The sequence below is a fragment of the Dactylosporangium sp. CA-233914 genome, from assembly GCF_050942935.1.
GTDB lineage: Bacteria > Actinomycetota > Actinomycetes > Mycobacteriales > Micromonosporaceae > Dactylosporangium.
In genome coordinates, this window is record NZ_CP192030.1 from 12,926,775 (window position 1) to 12,941,527 (window position 14,753).

Consider the following 14,753-nt stretch of genomic DNA (forward strand, 5'->3'; position numbering starts at 1 on the left):
CTACTCCCCGGTGATGCGGGACGCCGCCAGGCGACCTGAGATGAGAACCATCGGCACGCCGACGCCGGGCTGGGTGCCCGAGCCGACGAAGACCACATTGGACAGTGTGGGATGGAGGTTGCCGGGCCGGAAGGGGCCGGTCTGGCGCAGGGTGTGCGCGGCGGCGAACGGGGTGCCGGCGGCCAGGCCCTGGTCGGCCCAGTCGGCCGGCGTGACGAACTGCGACACCTCGATGCTGTCGCCGAACCCGACGTACCCCCGCTGCTGCAGCGTCTCGATGAGCTCGTGGCGATAGGTGCCGGCGAGGCCGCCCCGCCAGTCGAGCAGCTTCGTGGTCAGGTTGGGCGTCGGGGCGAGCACGTAGTAGGTCTGGCGGCCCTCGGGGGCGAGCGACGGGTCGGTCCGGGTCGGGTTGGTGACCAGCAGGGACGGGTCACTCATCAGTCGACCCCGGTTGATGACCTCGTCGAAGGTCTCGCGCCACGACCGTCCGAAGTGGATGTTGTGGTGCGCGATCGCGGCGTACGCCTGCCGCGAGCCCACGTGCAGCACAACGCATGACGGCGAGTAGCGCAGCGGGCCGAGCAGCGGGCTGCGCCAGCGGGTGGGGGGTAGCAGGTCACGGTACGCGATCGGAAGGTCGGGGTTGAGCACGACCACATCGGCGGGGAAACGGCGTCCGTCCGAAGTGGACACCGCGGTCGCGCGGCCGCCGGTCACCTCGACCCGGCTGACCTCGGCGCCGTAGACGATCTCGACGCCGTGCTTCTCGGCCACGCCGGCCAGGGCCCGCGACACCGCGTGGATGCCGCCCTGCGGGAAGTAGACACCGGCGACGGAGTCGAGGTAGGCGATGACCGCGTAGAGCGCGAGGGCCTGGTGCGGCGCGACGCCCGCATACATCGCCTGGAACGAGAAGATGCGGCGGGTGCGCGGATCCTTGAAGTACGAGTCCACTTTGGACTGCAGCCGGCCGAAGCCGCCGCGGCGGACCAGCCGCCACAGGTTGGCCGTGACGAGGTCGCGCGGGCGGTCGAGGTTACGGTCGATGAAGTCGTCGCGCTCCAGCGCCCACAGCTCGCGGGCGTGGTCGACGAAGCGCAGATACCCGTCCGCCTCCCGCGAACCGCACACGCGCGCCACCTCGCCGGCCATCCGGGCGGTGTCGGCGATGACGTCCAATGTGGACCCATCGGGGAAGTGGGCGCGGTACGCCGGGTCGAGCCGCGTCATCGGCAGCCACGCGGCCAGGTCCTCGCCGACCGTGCCGAGCAGGTCGGCGAGCAGCTCCGGCATGGTGAGCACGGTCGGGCCGGTGTCGAACTCGTAGCCGTCGAGGACGAGCCGGCCGGCCCGCCCGCCCGGCTCGTCCTCGCGCTCGAGGAGGGTGACGGCACGCCCGGCGGCCGCGAGCCGGATCGCCGCGGCGAGCCCGCCCAGCCCGGCACCCACGACCACGACCCGATCCGTCCGGCCCGTGACGGCGCGCATCGCGACACCCCCGATCCGTTTGATGAGTGGCTGCGAGGGCAAGGGTAGCGTAGGCTCGCGGTTGCGTCGATTGCTGCGTCGATCTGCCGCAGGCCTGGAGGTCAGATGGGTGCGTCCCTTGCCGCCGCGTATGAGCGGTGCCGCGCGCTGCACCGGCTCCACGGGCGCACCTACTACCTCGCCACCCGGCTGCTGCCGGCCTGGAAACGGCGCCACGTCCACGCGCTCTACGGGTTCACCCGCTACGCCGACGAGATCGTCGACCGCACCGAGGGGCGCTCGCCGCAGGAGCGGGCCGCCGAGCTCGCCGCCTGGTCGGCCGAGTTCCTGCGGGGGCTGCGCGGCGGGCACACCGACGACCCGCTGCTGCCGGCCGTGCTGCACACGATCCAGGTGTTCGACATCGATCTCGAGGACTTCCGCAAGTTCCTCGGCAGCATGGCGATGGACCTCACCGTCACGCAGTACGAGACCTATGACGACCTGCTGGAGTACATGGAGGGGTCGGCCGCGGTCATCGGCACCATGATGCTGCCGATCCTCGAGTCCACCGACCGCGCCGCCGCGCGCGAGCCGGCCCGCCAGCTGGGCCTGGCCTTCCAGCTCACCAACTTCATCCGCGACGTCGCCGAGGACCTGCAGCGGGGGCGAATCTATCTGCCGCAGCGCGACCTCGCCCGGTTCGGGGTGGCCCGCGCCGATCTCGAACGGGCGCTCGCCAGAGGGCGAAGTTCGGAGAAGATCAAGAGCCTCATTCGGTACTACACGAGCGTGGCCCGGCGCCACTACGCCCTCGCCGCGCCGGGGATCCCGATGCTGGCGCCCGCCTCGCAGGCGTGCATGAACGCGGCCTTCCGGCTTTACGGCGGAATCCTCGACGAGGTCGAGGCACAGGACCACGACGTGTTCTCGCGGCGCGCGACGGTGCCGAAGTGGCGGCGGCTCGCGGTGGCGCTGTCGTGCATCCTGGCGCAGCCCGCCGCCCCGAACCTGTCCGCCGTGGACATTCCGCAGCCACGGGAGGGGGCGGGGCTGCTGGATCTGCGGGGTACCGTCGCATGAGAACGGCGGTGGTGCTCTTCACGCGTGACCTGCGCGTGCACGACAACCCGGCCCTCGCCCTCTCCGTCCGGGCCGCGGAGCACGTGGTGCCGCTCTTCGTGCACGACCCCTCGCTTCCGGCCGGGGAGAACCGGCGCCGCTTCCTCGGCGAGTGCCTGGACGACCTGCGCGACTCGCTGCGCCGGCGCGGGGGCGACATGGCCGAGCTGCGGGGTGATCCGGTGCGCGAGGCGGTCCGGGTGGCCAAGGCCGTTGGCGCCGACGGGATCGCGGTGGCCGCCGACGTCAGCGGATACGCGCGCTCGCGGGAGCGCCGCCTGTCCGAGGCGTGTGCCGCCGAGCGCCTGGCGTTCGAGACGTTCCCGGGCGTGACGATCGTGCCGCCGTCCGAGGTGCGGCCCGGTGGGGGCGGCTCGCACTACAAGGTGTTCACTCCCTACTACCGTGCGTGGCGGTCGGCGTCGTGGCGGGATGTGCTGGGCGCTCCGCGCGCGATCTCGTTGCCCGGAAATATGCCGAAATCTTGGCTTAAATCGGGCACAAGCGGTGGGGGCGGCGAGGCCGCGGGCCGCCGGCGGCTGTCGGCGTGGATCTCTCAATTGGGGTCGTACGGCGAGAGCCACGACGATCTCGCCGCCGACCGGACCTCGCGGCTGAGCCCGCACCTGCACTTCGGCTGCCTGTCACCGCGCGAGGTCGCGGCCCGCGTCGACGGCCGGGACGGCGCCGAGCCGTTCCTGCGCCAGTTGTGCTGGCGCGACTTCTACCACCAGGTCCTGTTCGCGTTTCCCAAGCTACGGCGCGAGGCGTATCGTTCCGGCGCCGAGGACTCGTGGCGCGACGAGCAGGACGCGCTGCAGGCCTGGCAGGAGGGCCGCACCGGGGTGCCGATCGTGGACGCCGGGATGCGCCAACTGCTGACCGAGGGCTGGATGCACAACCGGGCCCGGCTCATCACGGCGTCGTATCTCACCAAGCACCTCCACGTCGACTGGCGCGCCGGCGGCGACCACTTCTTCGACCTGCTGCTCGACGGCGACGTGGCGAACAACTACGGCAACTGGCAGTGGGTCGCCGGCACCGGCAACGACACGAAGCCGTACCGCCGCTTCAACCCCCTGCGCCAGGCGGAACGCTTCGACCCGACGGGCGACTACGTGCGCCGCTATGTGCCGGAATTATCGAACATTCCGGGCAAAGCGGTGCACGAGCCGTGGAAGCAGTCGACCTCCCTGCGGCGCGGCTACCCTGCGCCACTTGATCTTGACGTCGGGTAGTCGCCCGGGAAAGGTGTCGGGGGGTGGTCGTAGGGTGCGGGCATGAAGGTTGTCACGACCGACGGCGCTGGGCCAGAACGTAGCTCGGCCGCCAACCGCACTCCGAGCCCGGCACCCTGGCAACGCCGACGGCCGGGTTGACGACGGCGTCGAACCATCCGCGGCCTTCGTTGCGCGTCCGGTCGCGATCCAGTCCCATCCAGTCGCGCCGGCCGCCGGGCCACCCCGCGTTCCCGGCAGCGGCCACCCGATTCCATAGGCCGGCGAACCGACCCCGAGTCTCACTCAGGGCTACCCCCGGCACCCGCTGGGGCAACCGGACATCCGTGTTGATCGACCGAAAATACGAGGTACCAGCCACCGGACGAACCACCTTTCACACGCTCCAGGACAAGTGCAACACGTTGCGATCCAGCCGCCGCGGGCGACACTCACCCACGGCAGAGCCGGGGCGGGCGCCCAGAGTCCACTCAGCACGGCCTGGACGCCCGCCCGTTCACCCGACCGCGCGGACCCCTGTCAGCACACAATCGGGGGTTCGGGCGCTGCGCCGCTCGGAAACGAACACGGAGCATCCTCGAATATGCACATGCACAATGCAATCCCATGTGGCCCTAATCGCCGTTTTCCAGGCCCGTATCACCCGTTCGAGTGACATACGCCAAGCCGCCCGTCGGCCATCGGCTCCCCGCCATCGGGGTCGACAAGCTCGCACAGGCTGGCGGAGGATGTGATCCCTCTCCCCCAACGTCGGCAGGCACTGTGACGATCCCCGAACCGACCGCCGCTCCGCCCCCATCAGTCCAGCTCCCAGACCAACAGGCGGCCGAGCACGCCCTGGAACGACCGGAGCAACCAGAACAATCAGGAGCGCCTACGGTTCAGGGCGCCCCCCGCATCCCGCAGCAGCGCACCGCGGGGGAGCAACTCCACGACACCGAGCCGCCCACCACACCTGCCCCTACGGAAACCGCCGCACCCCTGCGGACCCCCCAAACCGACACCGCACAGCTTCGCGCCGCCCCGCCGCGAAACGAGCCCGCCCAAGCCGATCGGCCACGGGTCACGCCGGCGCAAAGCGAGCCGATCGAGGCCGCGCCACCGCACAACCAGCAGTTCCAGGCCGCGCCACCCCGGGTCGCGCCCGCGCACGGCGAACAGCTCCAGGCCGCGCCACCGCAGGCCGCACCCGCGCACAACGAGCCGATCGAGGCCGCACCACCGCACAACCACCAGCTCCAGGCCGCGCCACCCCGGGTCGCGCCCGCGCACGGCGAACAGCTCCAGGTCGCACCGCCGCAGGCCGCGCCCGCACACAACGAGCCGCTCCAGGCCGCGCCACCCGGGACAGCGCTGCCGCAGGCTACGCCGGCCGCGCCTGGCATCGAATCGGCTCAGGTTCCTCCACCCCAGGCCGCACCGGTTCGGAGCGAGCCGACTTACGCTCCGCCGTTCCCGAGCGCTTCTCCTCCAATCACGCCCGCGCAGAGCGCACCGTCGCACACTGTGCCGCCGACCGGGAACCCGCTGCCACACACCCCACCACCACAAGGCGCCCCACCACACCCTGCACCACTGGCCGAAAACACGCCGCCGCGCACCGCGCCGCTGCCACACACCCCACCACCACAAGGCACCCCACCACACCCTGCACCACTGGCTGCAAACACGCCGCTGCTCGCTACGCCGCCGACCGGGAACCCGCTGTCGCACACCCCGCCGCCACAAGGCGCCCCACCACACCTTGCACCGCCGGCTGGGAACACGGCGCCGCACACCGCGCCGCCGACCGGGAACGCGTTGCCACACCTTGCGCCGGCGCCCGGGAATGCCCCACCGCACGCTGCCCCGCCATACCTTGCGCCGACGCTCGGGAGCGCGTTAGCGCACAGTGCCCCACCGCACATCACGCCACCACACGTCCCCCCGCCTCCGTCCGGGGGCGCCCCTCCACACCTTGTGCCGCTGACCGGAAGCGCGCCGCCGCACGCTGCCCCGCTACGCGCTGCGCCACCGTTCGGGAATGCTCCTCCACACACCGTCCATCCACACCTTGCGGCGGGGCCTGGGAGCATCCCGCCGCGCTTCGTTCCACCACACCTCGGGGCGGCGCCTGGGAACGGCTCGTCGCAGGTTGCGGCGGGGGCGCATTTTGGGTCGGCTTATCTCGGGGCGCCGCCTTCGCCTGGCGGTGTTGGGTATCCGCAGCTGCCGCCTCAGCCGCGGCGCAGTTATCTCTGGCCCGTTCTCACGACGCTGCTCGTGGTCAGCATGTTGCTGGCTCTCGGGGGCGGGGCGGCCGCGGCGTACGTGCTGCGGGGGCACGACAACGCGCCCAGTGCTGTCTCCTGGGTCGACGTCCGGCCCGAGGTCGGGGGGAAGGCGATCGACGCCGTGCTTGCCCGGCATGCCGAGGCCGTCAAGCGCAAGGACCTCGGTGGGTGGATGGCCGACGTCGATCAGCGGGACTCGGGGTTCGTCCAGCGGCAGCGGCAGCAGTTCGAGAACCTTACCAAGATGCCGTTCGCCGAGCTCAGCTTCGAGCGGACCGCGCAGTCGGCGCCCAAGATGGCCGCGTTTCTTCCCTCGCAGCTGTTCGATCAGTATCACGCGGCCGTGAAGGTTGTGGCGGTCACCGTGCGGCATCGGATCGACGGGGTCGACAGCAAGCCTGTCGCGACGCCGTGGCTCGCGGTGTTCGGCTACTCGCAGGGCAGGTGGGTCATCGCCGGGGACGGGGTCGGAAAGGACCTGCCGACCGGGGAGGCTGGGCAGCCTTGGGACGCGGCGGGGGCGATCACCGTCGTGCGCAATGACCGGGTCGTGGCCGTGCTCTCCGCCGACGCCGGTGGGGACGCGGGCCGGACGCTGCTGCAGCTGGCCGAGACGGGGCTGCAGCAAGTGGCGGCGGTACGGCCGAACGGGTGGGACGGCAAGGTGCTGCTGACCGCGGTGACGGATCGGAAGATCTTCGACACGTACTTCGCGGAGTCGCAGGATCGGGTCGCGCAGGTGGCGGCGATCGCGGTGCCGTACTACAGCGGTGTCGCGGAGTGGTCGGCTCGGCCGGCGTACGCGACCACGCGGGTCGTGTTCAACCCGAGCGAGCTCTCGGCGCCCAAGGCCGAGCTCCAGCATGACCTCACGCACGAGTTCACGCACGCGGCGATGGGGCCGGTCACCGGGCCGTACACGCCGCGGTGGGTCGTCGAGGGCTTCGCGGAGTACGTCGCCTACAAGGACGGGAAGTTCAACGCGGCGGGGATTCGGCAGGCGCTCGGGGACATCAAGATCGACAAGTTCCCGACCGACAAGGAGTTCTACGACGAGCCGCGCAACTACGTGAGCGGGTGGCTCGCGTGCCGGATGATCGCCGAGACGTACGGGCAGGCCAAGCTTGTCGCCTTCTACGAGGCCTTTCAGCGGCTCTCGGAGGTCGAGTCGGTCGCTCGGGAGGTGCTCGGCGTCGGGCGGGACCAGCTCGAGCAGCAGTGGCGCGACTACGTGGCGAAGCAGCGCGGATAACGCTCATCCGCGCTGCTTCACAGAAGGAGGAGGCTCAGGCCGGGGGCAGGCCGCCGTCGCCGTCGACGACCGTCTCGGGGGTGCCATCCTGGTCCAGGTCGCTCATGGTGATGTCGACCTGGCCGTCGCCGTTGGTGTCGAACTGGAACAGGTCCGCCTTGCCGTCCCCGTCGGTGTCGACCGCCCAGAGGTCGGCCTTGCCGTCGTTGTTCGTGTCGCCGACGAGAAGCTCCACGCGCTCTTCGCCGCGGGTCTCGACGGTCTCGTTGTCGCTCATCCGGTGGTCCTCTCACCTGACTCGGGGGCAATCGGGTTCACCGTAGGCCCTGGGCCCGCGTCACGCGAGCCCGCCGCGAGGCACAAAAGTTGACTCAGGCTTTGACTCCGGAGCTGACCAGGGCCTTGATCGCCATCGCGGACTCGTCGAAGCCGACGACCAGGATGCCGGTCGCGCCGAAGTTCTTGATGCTCGTCGCGATCGGGTTGAACAGGCCCGGGCCCTCGGACTTGTCGTACTTGTCCTTGGCGTCGTAGGTCTTGACCAGAATGTTGTCCTGCTTGATGCCGGCCGCGATCAGGTCCGCCTTGACCCCCTCGGCGAGGCCGTTGCCGTAGCTGTCGCCGCGGGCGACGATCGCGACCTTGGAGTGCCCGTCGCGCATGATGATGTCGGCAACCGCCTTGGCCTGCAGATTGTCCGGCGGGGAGGTACGGAAGAAGAAGCCCTTGTCGTCGGCTTTGCTCAGCTCGTCGGAGGTCGCCGACGGCGAGATCATCACCCGGCCGGCCAGCGCGATCTGCGGGATGACCGCCTTGCTCACGCCCGAGGCGCCGGCTCCGATGATCACGGCGACGCCCTGGGAGATGAACTGCGCGGCCTGGGCCTTGGCCACGTCCGGGTTGGTGCCGTCGTCGCCCTCGACGGCCTGCACCGGCTGGCCGAGCACGCCACCGGCCTCGTTGATCTCCTTGATGGCGAGCTTGGCGGCGGCGAACATCGGCGCGCCCTGGAACGCGAGCGCGCCGGTCTTCGGCAGCAGCAGGCCGTACTTCAGCGCGGGCTTCGGCTGCTGGCCCTTGGCGGGCTGGCCGGGGGCCGGCGGCGCGGTCTTGTCCTCGGCCTTGTCGTCGCCGGCGCCGACGAACTCGGTCTTGGCGTCGTCGATCGTGTTGCCGGAGCCGAAGTTGAGCACGCCGTACATCGCCGCGGACGGCTCGCCGACGGACGTGAAGCCGCTGCTGCGCAGGGAGACGCCACGGTACTTGAAGTCCTTGCCCGACTTCGCGGCGGTCAGGCACGCGGCCACGGTGTCGCAGACGTTGTCACCCGTAGTGACCCCGATCATCTGCTTGGCGATCGCGGCCGGATCGACGGTCTTGGCGGTCTCGGCGGCCAGGGCAGCGATGACGACGGCGTCGTAGGACTCGCCGGCGTAGTTGAAGTCGGTCAGCGTCGAATCGATGCTCTTGACGCGCCGCTTGAAGTCCTCGCTGAGGGGCGTGAGCGGGGTCGTACCTTTCATACCGTTGAGGACGGCCGGCGAGTCCTTGAGGGCGTCGCCGAACGAGTTGGCCATGTTGCCGTCGGTGCCGTACAGCCGGATGTCGGCCGCCGGAGCGGTCTGCTCGTCACTCTTCGCGGTGGAGGCGCAGCCGGCCGCGGCGAGCAGCACCCCAATCACCGTGATCGCTCCCACGATGGCTCGGGCCGACCGTGTGCGCATGGGCCTTCTCCTCCCCAAAGGTGCCGTGCGCACCTTAGCGCGGACGTTCTCATCAACACAGTGGGGGCGCGAGTACGCTTCCCGGCATGGCTGATCAGGAGACCGGGCCCGAAATCACTGTCAGTGAAGGGCTGCCGGGTGGCCTCTCGATGCAGGGGACGCTGGGCGAACGCATGGGCATCGAAATCCTGGAGGCCTCCCCCGAGCGGGTCGTCGGGACGATGCCGGTGGAGGGCAACACCCAGCCGTACGGTCTGCTGCACGGTGGCGCCTCGGTCGTTCTCGCCGAGACGCTCGGCTCGATCGGGTCGGCCCTGCACGCCGCCCGGCTCTACAACGGCATCGCGGTCGGTATCGACATCAACGCGACCCACCACAAGGCCGCGCGCACCGGGACCGTCACGGGTGTGGCGACGCCGCTGCGGCTCGGGGGCCTGATCGCGACGTACGAGATCGTCATCAGCGGCGAGGACGGCGAGCGGATCTGCACCGCCCGGCTGACCTGCGCCCTGCGCCGGAACTAGCACGACTACGGTCACCTGGCGTGGCCGGCGCGGCACAAGCGGTACAAGATGCAGGACCGGAAGAATGCGGCGGGCCTTGACCCCGCGACATACCGTTGCGGCGTGGATGACCCGGGAGACGAGACGTATCAGGACGCCACCCAGGTCCTGGAATCGGCGCTCGCGGGCGACGAGGACGCCGTGGTGCACACCTTCGACTCGGTGGTGGACCGGCGCGGCATGAGCGCCGCGTACGACGTCGCGTGGCGCCTGGCCGGCGAGATGGTGGGCGACAACCTGGCCCGCGGGCCATGGCGGCTGGACTTCCCGGACATCGACGATGCTAACTACGACAAGCGCTGGGTGGCGCGGTTCGTGAGCGCGTACGTCAACGAGGACGCGCCCAGCGGCACGGCCCTGTTCACCGTGGCGCTGGTCGATGGCAAGCTGCCGGAGTGCCTGCTCACACTGGCGGGCTCGGCGGTGGCGACGCTGAAACGGCGGGGGCTAGCCGCGGGTTAGCAGCTCCGCGGTCAGCACGTTGGACACCACGGCGCCGTCGTTGCGGACCTGCCGCAGATACCACCGCTGCAGCGGCGAACGGTTCTGCCCGAACTGCCACCCGCCGCGCGGGCTGTCGATCTGGCCGAGGCGGCCGATCGCCGCGTTGAGGTTGAACGAGTCGAGGCTCTTCGTCGCGTCCGTGACCGCCTTGTCGAGCACGGCGGCGGCATCGTAGGAGGCCATCGCGTAGGTCGACGGGACGGTGCCGAAGACCTTCTGGTAGTCGGCCACGAAGCGCCGGTTGGCCGCGTTGTCCAGGTCGGGCGAGTAGTTCAGCGCCGTGTAGATGTCCCGGGCCGCGTCGCCCTCCTGCTTGAGCACATAGCCCTCGGTGAGGCTGCCGGGGGCGAAGAGCTTGAAATTCCCGGGAAAGCGCGCGTTCTTGTACTGCTTGACGAACTCGATCGCCGACACCCCGCTGAACATGGCATACATGGCGGTGACGCCAGAGGTGCCCTTGATCTGGTTCAGCAGCGAGCCGAAGTCCTTGGTGCCGAACGCGACCGTGCGCGGCTGGCCGGACACGTTGCCGCCGGCGCTCTTGTACGCGTCCACGAAGTTGGTGATGTCGTCGGTCTCGCCGCCCGGGCCGGTCTGCCCGACCACGACGAGCTGACCGTCGGCGTTGTCCGCCGCCCAGCGCGCGATCGCGCGGCCGGGCTCGTCGGACACGAAGGACGTGCGCCAGATGTACTTCGCGCCCTGCAGCGTCGGCGGCGAGGCGTTCGAGCCGATGAGCGGGATCTGCGCGGTCTCGAAGGTGTCCTTCATCGCGAGGATCGCCTGCGGGTTGACCACGCCGGTGACCGCGAGGACCTTCTCCTCCTTGACGAGCTTCTCGGCGGCGGCCTTGCCGCTGTCGCCGGACTCGCCCTCGTCGGCCTTGACCAGGTTGACCTGGCGGCCGCCGAGCTTGTTGTCGTGCAGCCGCAGGTAGAGACTGAAGCCGTTGTCGAGCTCGGTGCCCAGGTCCTTGTAGAGGCCCGCTTGCGGCACGATCATGCCGAGCTTGATGGGCGGCCCGCTCGGCACGTCGACGCTGGCGGTCGAGGCGTCGCCGGAGCTGCTGCACGCGGACAGGATCGGCGCGGCCAGGCCCGCCGCACCCGCGGCCGCGAACAGCCGGAGCGCCTGACGGCGGTTCAGGTGGGACACGTGCGTTTCCTCCCCGGGGCCCCGCGCTGCGCGGGCGTCGACTGCCCGCGCTCCTCGCGAGCCACGAGCCTACAACCCACGCTGCTTCCTACCGTCATCGCGCCGGACAGTCAATCGGCGGCCGGTCAGCCGCCTTCCACGGCCTCGCCCCTGGTCAGTGTGCCGAACGCCGCCAGGACCGCCGGCCAGGCCGCCGACAGCGGATCGATGACTCCGAAGTGCTCGACACCGGCCAGCTCGACCAGGGTGGCGTCGTCGCCGGCCCGGCGCGCGACGCGGCAGTAGTCGCGGGACAGCGCCACGGGCACGATGGTGTCGTCGGCGCCGTGCACGATCACGGTCCGTACCGTCGATGGCAGGTTTCGCAGCGGGTCCGCCGACCGGTAGGCGTCCGGGGCGCTGTCGGGGTCGCCGCCGAGCAGGTCGGCCACGGCACCGTCGTCGAGATCCAGCTCGTACGCCCTGGTCAGGTCGGCCACCGGCGCCAGCGCCACCACGCCGCCGACGGCGTCCGGGGCGACCGAGGCATACCAGAGTGCGAGGTGCCCGCCGGCCGAGTGACCGGCCAGGATCGGCCGGTCGACCGACACCGGCAGCAGCCCGCGGTGCGCGATCTCCTTGGCCAGCTGATCCGGTACGGCCACCGCCGCGGCGGCCACGTCCGAGAACGTGCCCGGCCATCCCCCGCCGGGCTGCCCGGTCCGCCGGAACTCGATCGTCGCGACGGCGTAGCCCCGGGCGGCGAGGTCCGCGGCGAGCGGCCCGGCGTGCGCCCGATCCCACTCGTGGCGCCAGAAACCGCCGTGCAGAAACAGGACGAGGGGAGCATTCGGTACGGCCGGGAGCCGGACATCCGCGACATGATCCGGATGCTCTCCGTAGCGCAGCGTGAAGTCCGGTGCCGGGGCCGGACGGCTCAGCACGTCCCGGGGATCGCTCGTCACCGGCAGACGTTATCGCGTCACGAAGGGTGGCAACAGAGGCCGGTCGCGCCCTTTGATGGTCACGGCCCGGTGGTCCGGCCCCCCTTGGTGGTCGCTCGCGAGAGGGGTGCGCCAGACTAGGGGGCATGGCAGAAGAGGCGCAGGACGAGTCTCGCACCGTGCTGGTCGTCGGCCCGGACGGGCGGCCGCTGGGCACGATGTCCACCGGTGACGACGAGAACACGGAGGACCCGAGCAAGCTGATCGAGCAGCCGGCCAAGGTCATGCGCATCGGCAGCATGATCAAGCAGCTCCTCGAGGAGGTCCGTGCCGCCCCGCTCGACGAGGCCGGCCGGCACCGCCTCAAGGAGATCCACCGCCGCTCGATCACCGAGCTGGAGGACGGCCTCGCCACGGAGCTGCGCGAGGAGCTGGAGCGCCTGTCCCTGCCCTTCGAGGACGACGCCACGCCGAGCGAGGCCGAGCTGCGCATCGCCCAGGCTCAGCTGGTCGGTTGGCTGGAGGGCCTCTTCCACGGCATCCAGGCCGCCCTGGTCGCCCAGCAGATGGCGGCCCGGGTGCAGCTGGAGCAGATGCGCGGCCGCCCGGCCCTGACCGGTGGCCCCGGCGGCCCCGGCGGCCCCGGCGGCCCCGGCACCCAGCCGGCCCACTCTCCTTCGGGCACCGGCCAATACCTGTAACCCTGACGCGGGCTCGACCGGCACCGATCAAAGGCGCGCCGGCCGAGCCCGCTGCGCACAGCCTGACGAGCCGCCCTCCAGCGCAGACTCGACCAGCACCGGCCGCCGCCCGCGCAGAGCCAGGCACGAGGGTCAGAAGCCGAAGAGGCGCTCCAGATACTCGGCCACGCCATCCTCCTCGTTCGGGGCCTTTGTCACGTCGTGGGCGGCCGCGCGAACCGCCGGGTGGCCGTTCGACATCGCCACGCCGCGGCCCGCCCAGGTCAGCATTGGCAGATCGTTCGGCATGTCGCCGAAGGCGATCACGTCCGCGGTGTCGATCGCGTGGGTGCGGGCCACGCGGGCCAGGGCTGACGCCTTCGTCACGCCCGCGGCTGAGACCTCCACCATGCCGCTGGATGACGAGTTGGTCGCCTCGGCCAGCCCGGACAGGCAGGCGCCGACGCGGGCGGTGAACTCGTCGGGCGGCTGCACGCCGGCGCGGACCAGGAGCTTGGCGGCCGGGCGGGTCAGGATCTCGGTCAGGGGCGCCGGGGCCACGGAATGATGGTCGGCCTCCCACGGGCCGACGGGGAAGTCGGGCTCGTGGCGCATCTGGCGGCCGCCGTCGCGCTCGACCGCGAAGACCACGCCCGGGACCTCGGCGCGCAGGCGGGCGCACACCTCGGCCAGGACGTCGGCCGAAAGCGGGGCGCTGTGGACGATGGTGTCGGTGGCCGGGTCGTACGTCGTGGCCCCGTTGGCGCAGATCGCCAGGGCGGCGACGTTCAGCTGGTCGTACACGGGGGAGATCCAGCGAATCGGGCGACCCGTGACGAGCACGATGACCACGCCCCGCGAGTGCAGGCGCTGGAAGACGTCGATCGTGCGCGGGCTCACGGTGCGGTCGCCGCGGACCAGGGTGCCGTCCAGATCCGTCGCGACCAGTTTCACAGCCTCAACATAGCGTCCAGATAGGCCGCCACGCCGTCCTCGTCGTTGGTGAGCGTCGTCTCGTCCGCCAGCGCGCGCAGCTGGGGGTGGGCGTTGGCGACGGCGACGCGGGCGAATCCGGCCCAGCGGAACATCGGGATGTCGTTGGGCATGTCGCCGAAGACGAGGATGTCCCCGGGGTCGATGCCCAGGGCCGTGGCGACGACCATGAGGCCGGTGGCCTTGTCGACGCCGGGCGGGCAGATCTCGATGTATCCGAGGCCGGCCTGGGTGACCGTGGCCATGTCGGCCGGGATCAGGCGCTGGGCGGTGGCGAGCAGGTCGTCGACGTCGCACCGGGGGTGGCGGGCGAAGCCCTTGATCACCGGGCCGGTCAGGCACTCGGCGCGCACGCGGGCCTCGACGGCGTCGTAGCGCCAGTTGGGATCGGCGTCGCCCCACAGCGGGGCGTCGTGGTGGTCGCCCGCCTCGATGAGCACCGACAGGGTGCCGAGCTCCCGCTCCAGGCGGGTCAGCACCTCGGCGAGGACGGTGCCGTCGAGACGCTCGTCGCGCAGGACCAGCGGGTGCTCGGGGTCGCGCATGTCGACCACGCGGCTGCCGCCGCCCATGACCAGGAAGTCGGCGGCGGGGATGTCGCGGCGCACGAGCTCGGTGAGGCGCGGGCCGCGGCCGGTCGCGCCGACCACGTGGATGCCGGCCGCACGGACGCGCTCGAGGACCTCATGCGTGTACGTGCTCACGCTCTCGTCGCTGTGCACGAGGGTGCCGTCGAGGTCGGTGGCGATCAGTTTCGGGAGGGCTGGACCGCGCATTCTGGCTGCTCCTTCCGCCGTGAGCGGGGCAGCAAACGTACCTCCGGATCCGCACCGGTGACAGGCTGCGAGTGAAACTC

The 14,753-nt window shown here is 71.0% G+C and carries 13 protein-coding genes; 6 read left to right on the forward strand and 7 right to left on the reverse strand.

Annotated features, from left to right (window positions below; translation table 11 throughout):
- Positions 1–1,491 (reverse strand): phytoene desaturase family protein, encoded by a 1,491-nt coding sequence (gene crtI, locus ACQPY0_RS57975; protein ID WP_432982185.1) that lies wholly within the window; start codon positions 1,489–1,491, stop codon positions 1–3.
- A gap of 105 nt (positions 1,492–1,596) precedes the next feature.
- Between crtI and ACQPY0_RS57980 the strand changes: the two genes are divergently transcribed.
- The 3 genes from ACQPY0_RS57980 to ACQPY0_RS57990 all read left to right on the forward strand — a co-directional run bounded on the left by ACQPY0_RS57980 (position 1,597) and on the right by ACQPY0_RS57990 (position 7,355).
- The gene (locus ACQPY0_RS57980; protein WP_432982188.1) at positions 1,597–2,553 is read left to right on the forward strand and encodes a phytoene/squalene synthase family protein; all 957 of its coding nucleotides are present in this window, start codon (positions 1,597–1,599) and stop codon (positions 2,551–2,553) included.
- Complete coding sequence (locus ACQPY0_RS57985) at positions 2,550–3,830, forward strand: cryptochrome/photolyase family protein (protein ID WP_432982191.1); 1,281 nt, start codon at positions 2,550–2,552, stop codon at positions 3,828–3,830. The genes ACQPY0_RS57980 and ACQPY0_RS57985 overlap by 4 nt, the downstream gene beginning before the upstream one ends.
- Positions 3,831–6,092: 2,262 nt before the next feature.
- Entirely contained in the window at positions 6,093–7,355 is a 1,263-nt protein-coding gene (locus ACQPY0_RS57990) for a hypothetical protein (protein WP_432982194.1), read from the forward strand.
- A 34-nt stretch (positions 7,356–7,389) separates the two neighbouring features.
- On the opposite strand, the gene ACQPY0_RS57995 is transcribed toward ACQPY0_RS57990, so the two are convergent.
- Both ACQPY0_RS57995 and ACQPY0_RS58000 read right to left on the reverse strand, forming a co-directional pair.
- A complete protein-coding gene (locus ACQPY0_RS57995) occupies positions 7,390–7,632 on the reverse strand; it encodes a hypothetical protein (RefSeq protein ID WP_432982197.1) in 243 nt (80 codons plus the stop codon).
- 94 nt (positions 7,633–7,726) lie between these two features.
- Positions 7,727–9,079 carry an ABC transporter substrate-binding protein gene (locus ACQPY0_RS58000; protein ID WP_432982200.1) on the reverse strand — a complete coding sequence of 451 codons (1,353 nt, stop codon included), beginning with the start codon at positions 9,077–9,079 and terminating at the stop codon, positions 7,727–7,729.
- A gap of 86 nt (positions 9,080–9,165) precedes the next feature.
- On the opposite strand from ACQPY0_RS58000, the gene ACQPY0_RS58005 reads away from it, so the two are divergent.
- Both ACQPY0_RS58005 and ACQPY0_RS58010 read left to right on the forward strand, forming a co-directional pair.
- The gene (locus ACQPY0_RS58005) at positions 9,166–9,603 is read left to right on the forward strand and encodes a PaaI family thioesterase (protein ID WP_432982203.1); all 438 of its coding nucleotides are present in this window, start codon (positions 9,166–9,168) and stop codon (positions 9,601–9,603) included.
- 102 nt (positions 9,604–9,705) lie between these two features.
- Positions 9,706–10,104, forward strand: coding sequence for a hypothetical protein (locus ACQPY0_RS58010; RefSeq protein WP_432982206.1), 399 nt, complete (start codon positions 9,706–9,708; stop codon positions 10,102–10,104).
- On the opposite strand, the gene ACQPY0_RS58015 is transcribed toward ACQPY0_RS58010, so the two are convergent.
- Positions 10,090–11,301: an ABC transporter substrate-binding protein gene (locus ACQPY0_RS58015; protein ID WP_432982209.1), complete on the reverse strand. Its 1,212-nt coding sequence runs from the start codon at positions 11,299–11,301 to the stop codon at positions 10,090–10,092. The genes ACQPY0_RS58010 and ACQPY0_RS58015 overlap by 15 nt on opposite strands.
- Positions 11,302–11,426: 125 nt before the next feature.
- The gene (locus ACQPY0_RS58020; protein ID WP_432982212.1) at positions 11,427–12,245 is read right to left on the reverse strand and encodes an alpha/beta hydrolase family protein; all 819 of its coding nucleotides are present in this window, start codon (positions 12,243–12,245) and stop codon (positions 11,427–11,429) included.
- A gap of 125 nt (positions 12,246–12,370) precedes the next feature.
- Between ACQPY0_RS58020 and ACQPY0_RS58025 the strand changes: the two genes are divergently transcribed.
- Complete coding sequence (locus ACQPY0_RS58025; protein WP_432982215.1) at positions 12,371–12,925, forward strand: bacterial proteasome activator family protein; 555 nt, start codon at positions 12,371–12,373, stop codon at positions 12,923–12,925.
- A gap of 132 nt (positions 12,926–13,057) precedes the next feature.
- Here the strand turns inward: ACQPY0_RS58025 and ACQPY0_RS58030 are convergent, their stop codons facing one another.
- Both ACQPY0_RS58030 and ACQPY0_RS58035 read right to left on the reverse strand, forming a co-directional pair.
- The gene (locus ACQPY0_RS58030) at positions 13,058–13,858 is read right to left on the reverse strand and encodes an HAD family hydrolase (RefSeq protein WP_432982218.1); all 801 of its coding nucleotides are present in this window, start codon (positions 13,856–13,858) and stop codon (positions 13,058–13,060) included.
- The gene (locus tag ACQPY0_RS58035; protein ID WP_432982221.1) at positions 13,855–14,673 is read right to left on the reverse strand and encodes an HAD family hydrolase; all 819 of its coding nucleotides are present in this window, start codon (positions 14,671–14,673) and stop codon (positions 13,855–13,857) included. Before ACQPY0_RS58035 ends, ACQPY0_RS58030 begins: the two co-directional genes overlap by 4 nt.
- Between the last annotated feature and the right edge of the window lie 80 nt (positions 14,674–14,753).

Excerpts from the sequence above, each read along its gene's own strand:
- crtI (WP_432982185.1), bottom strand. The coding sequence starts at position 1,491 with ATGCGCGCCGTCACGGGCCGGACGGATCGGGTCGTGGTCGTGGGTGCC.
- ACQPY0_RS57980 (WP_432982188.1), top strand. The coding sequence starts at position 1,597 with ATGGGTGCGTCCCTTGCCGCCGCGTATGAGCGGTGCCGCGCGCTGCAC.
- ACQPY0_RS57985 (WP_432982191.1), top strand. The coding sequence starts at position 2,550 with ATGAGAACGGCGGTGGTGCTCTTCACGCGTGACCTGCGCGTGCACGAC.
- ACQPY0_RS57995 (WP_432982197.1), bottom strand. The coding sequence starts at position 7,632 with ATGAGCGACAACGAGACCGTCGAGACCCGCGGCGAAGAGCGCGTGGAG.
- ACQPY0_RS58000 (WP_432982200.1), bottom strand. The coding sequence starts at position 9,079 with ATGCGCACACGGTCGGCCCGAGCCATCGTGGGAGCGATCACGGTGATT.
- ACQPY0_RS58005 (WP_432982203.1), top strand. The coding sequence starts at position 9,166 with ATGGCTGATCAGGAGACCGGGCCCGAAATCACTGTCAGTGAAGGGCTG.
- ACQPY0_RS58025 (WP_432982215.1), top strand. The coding sequence starts at position 12,371 with ATGGCAGAAGAGGCGCAGGACGAGTCTCGCACCGTGCTGGTCGTCGGC.
- ACQPY0_RS58035 (WP_432982221.1), bottom strand. The coding sequence starts at position 14,673 with ATGCGCGGTCCAGCCCTCCCGAAACTGATCGCCACCGACCTCGACGGC.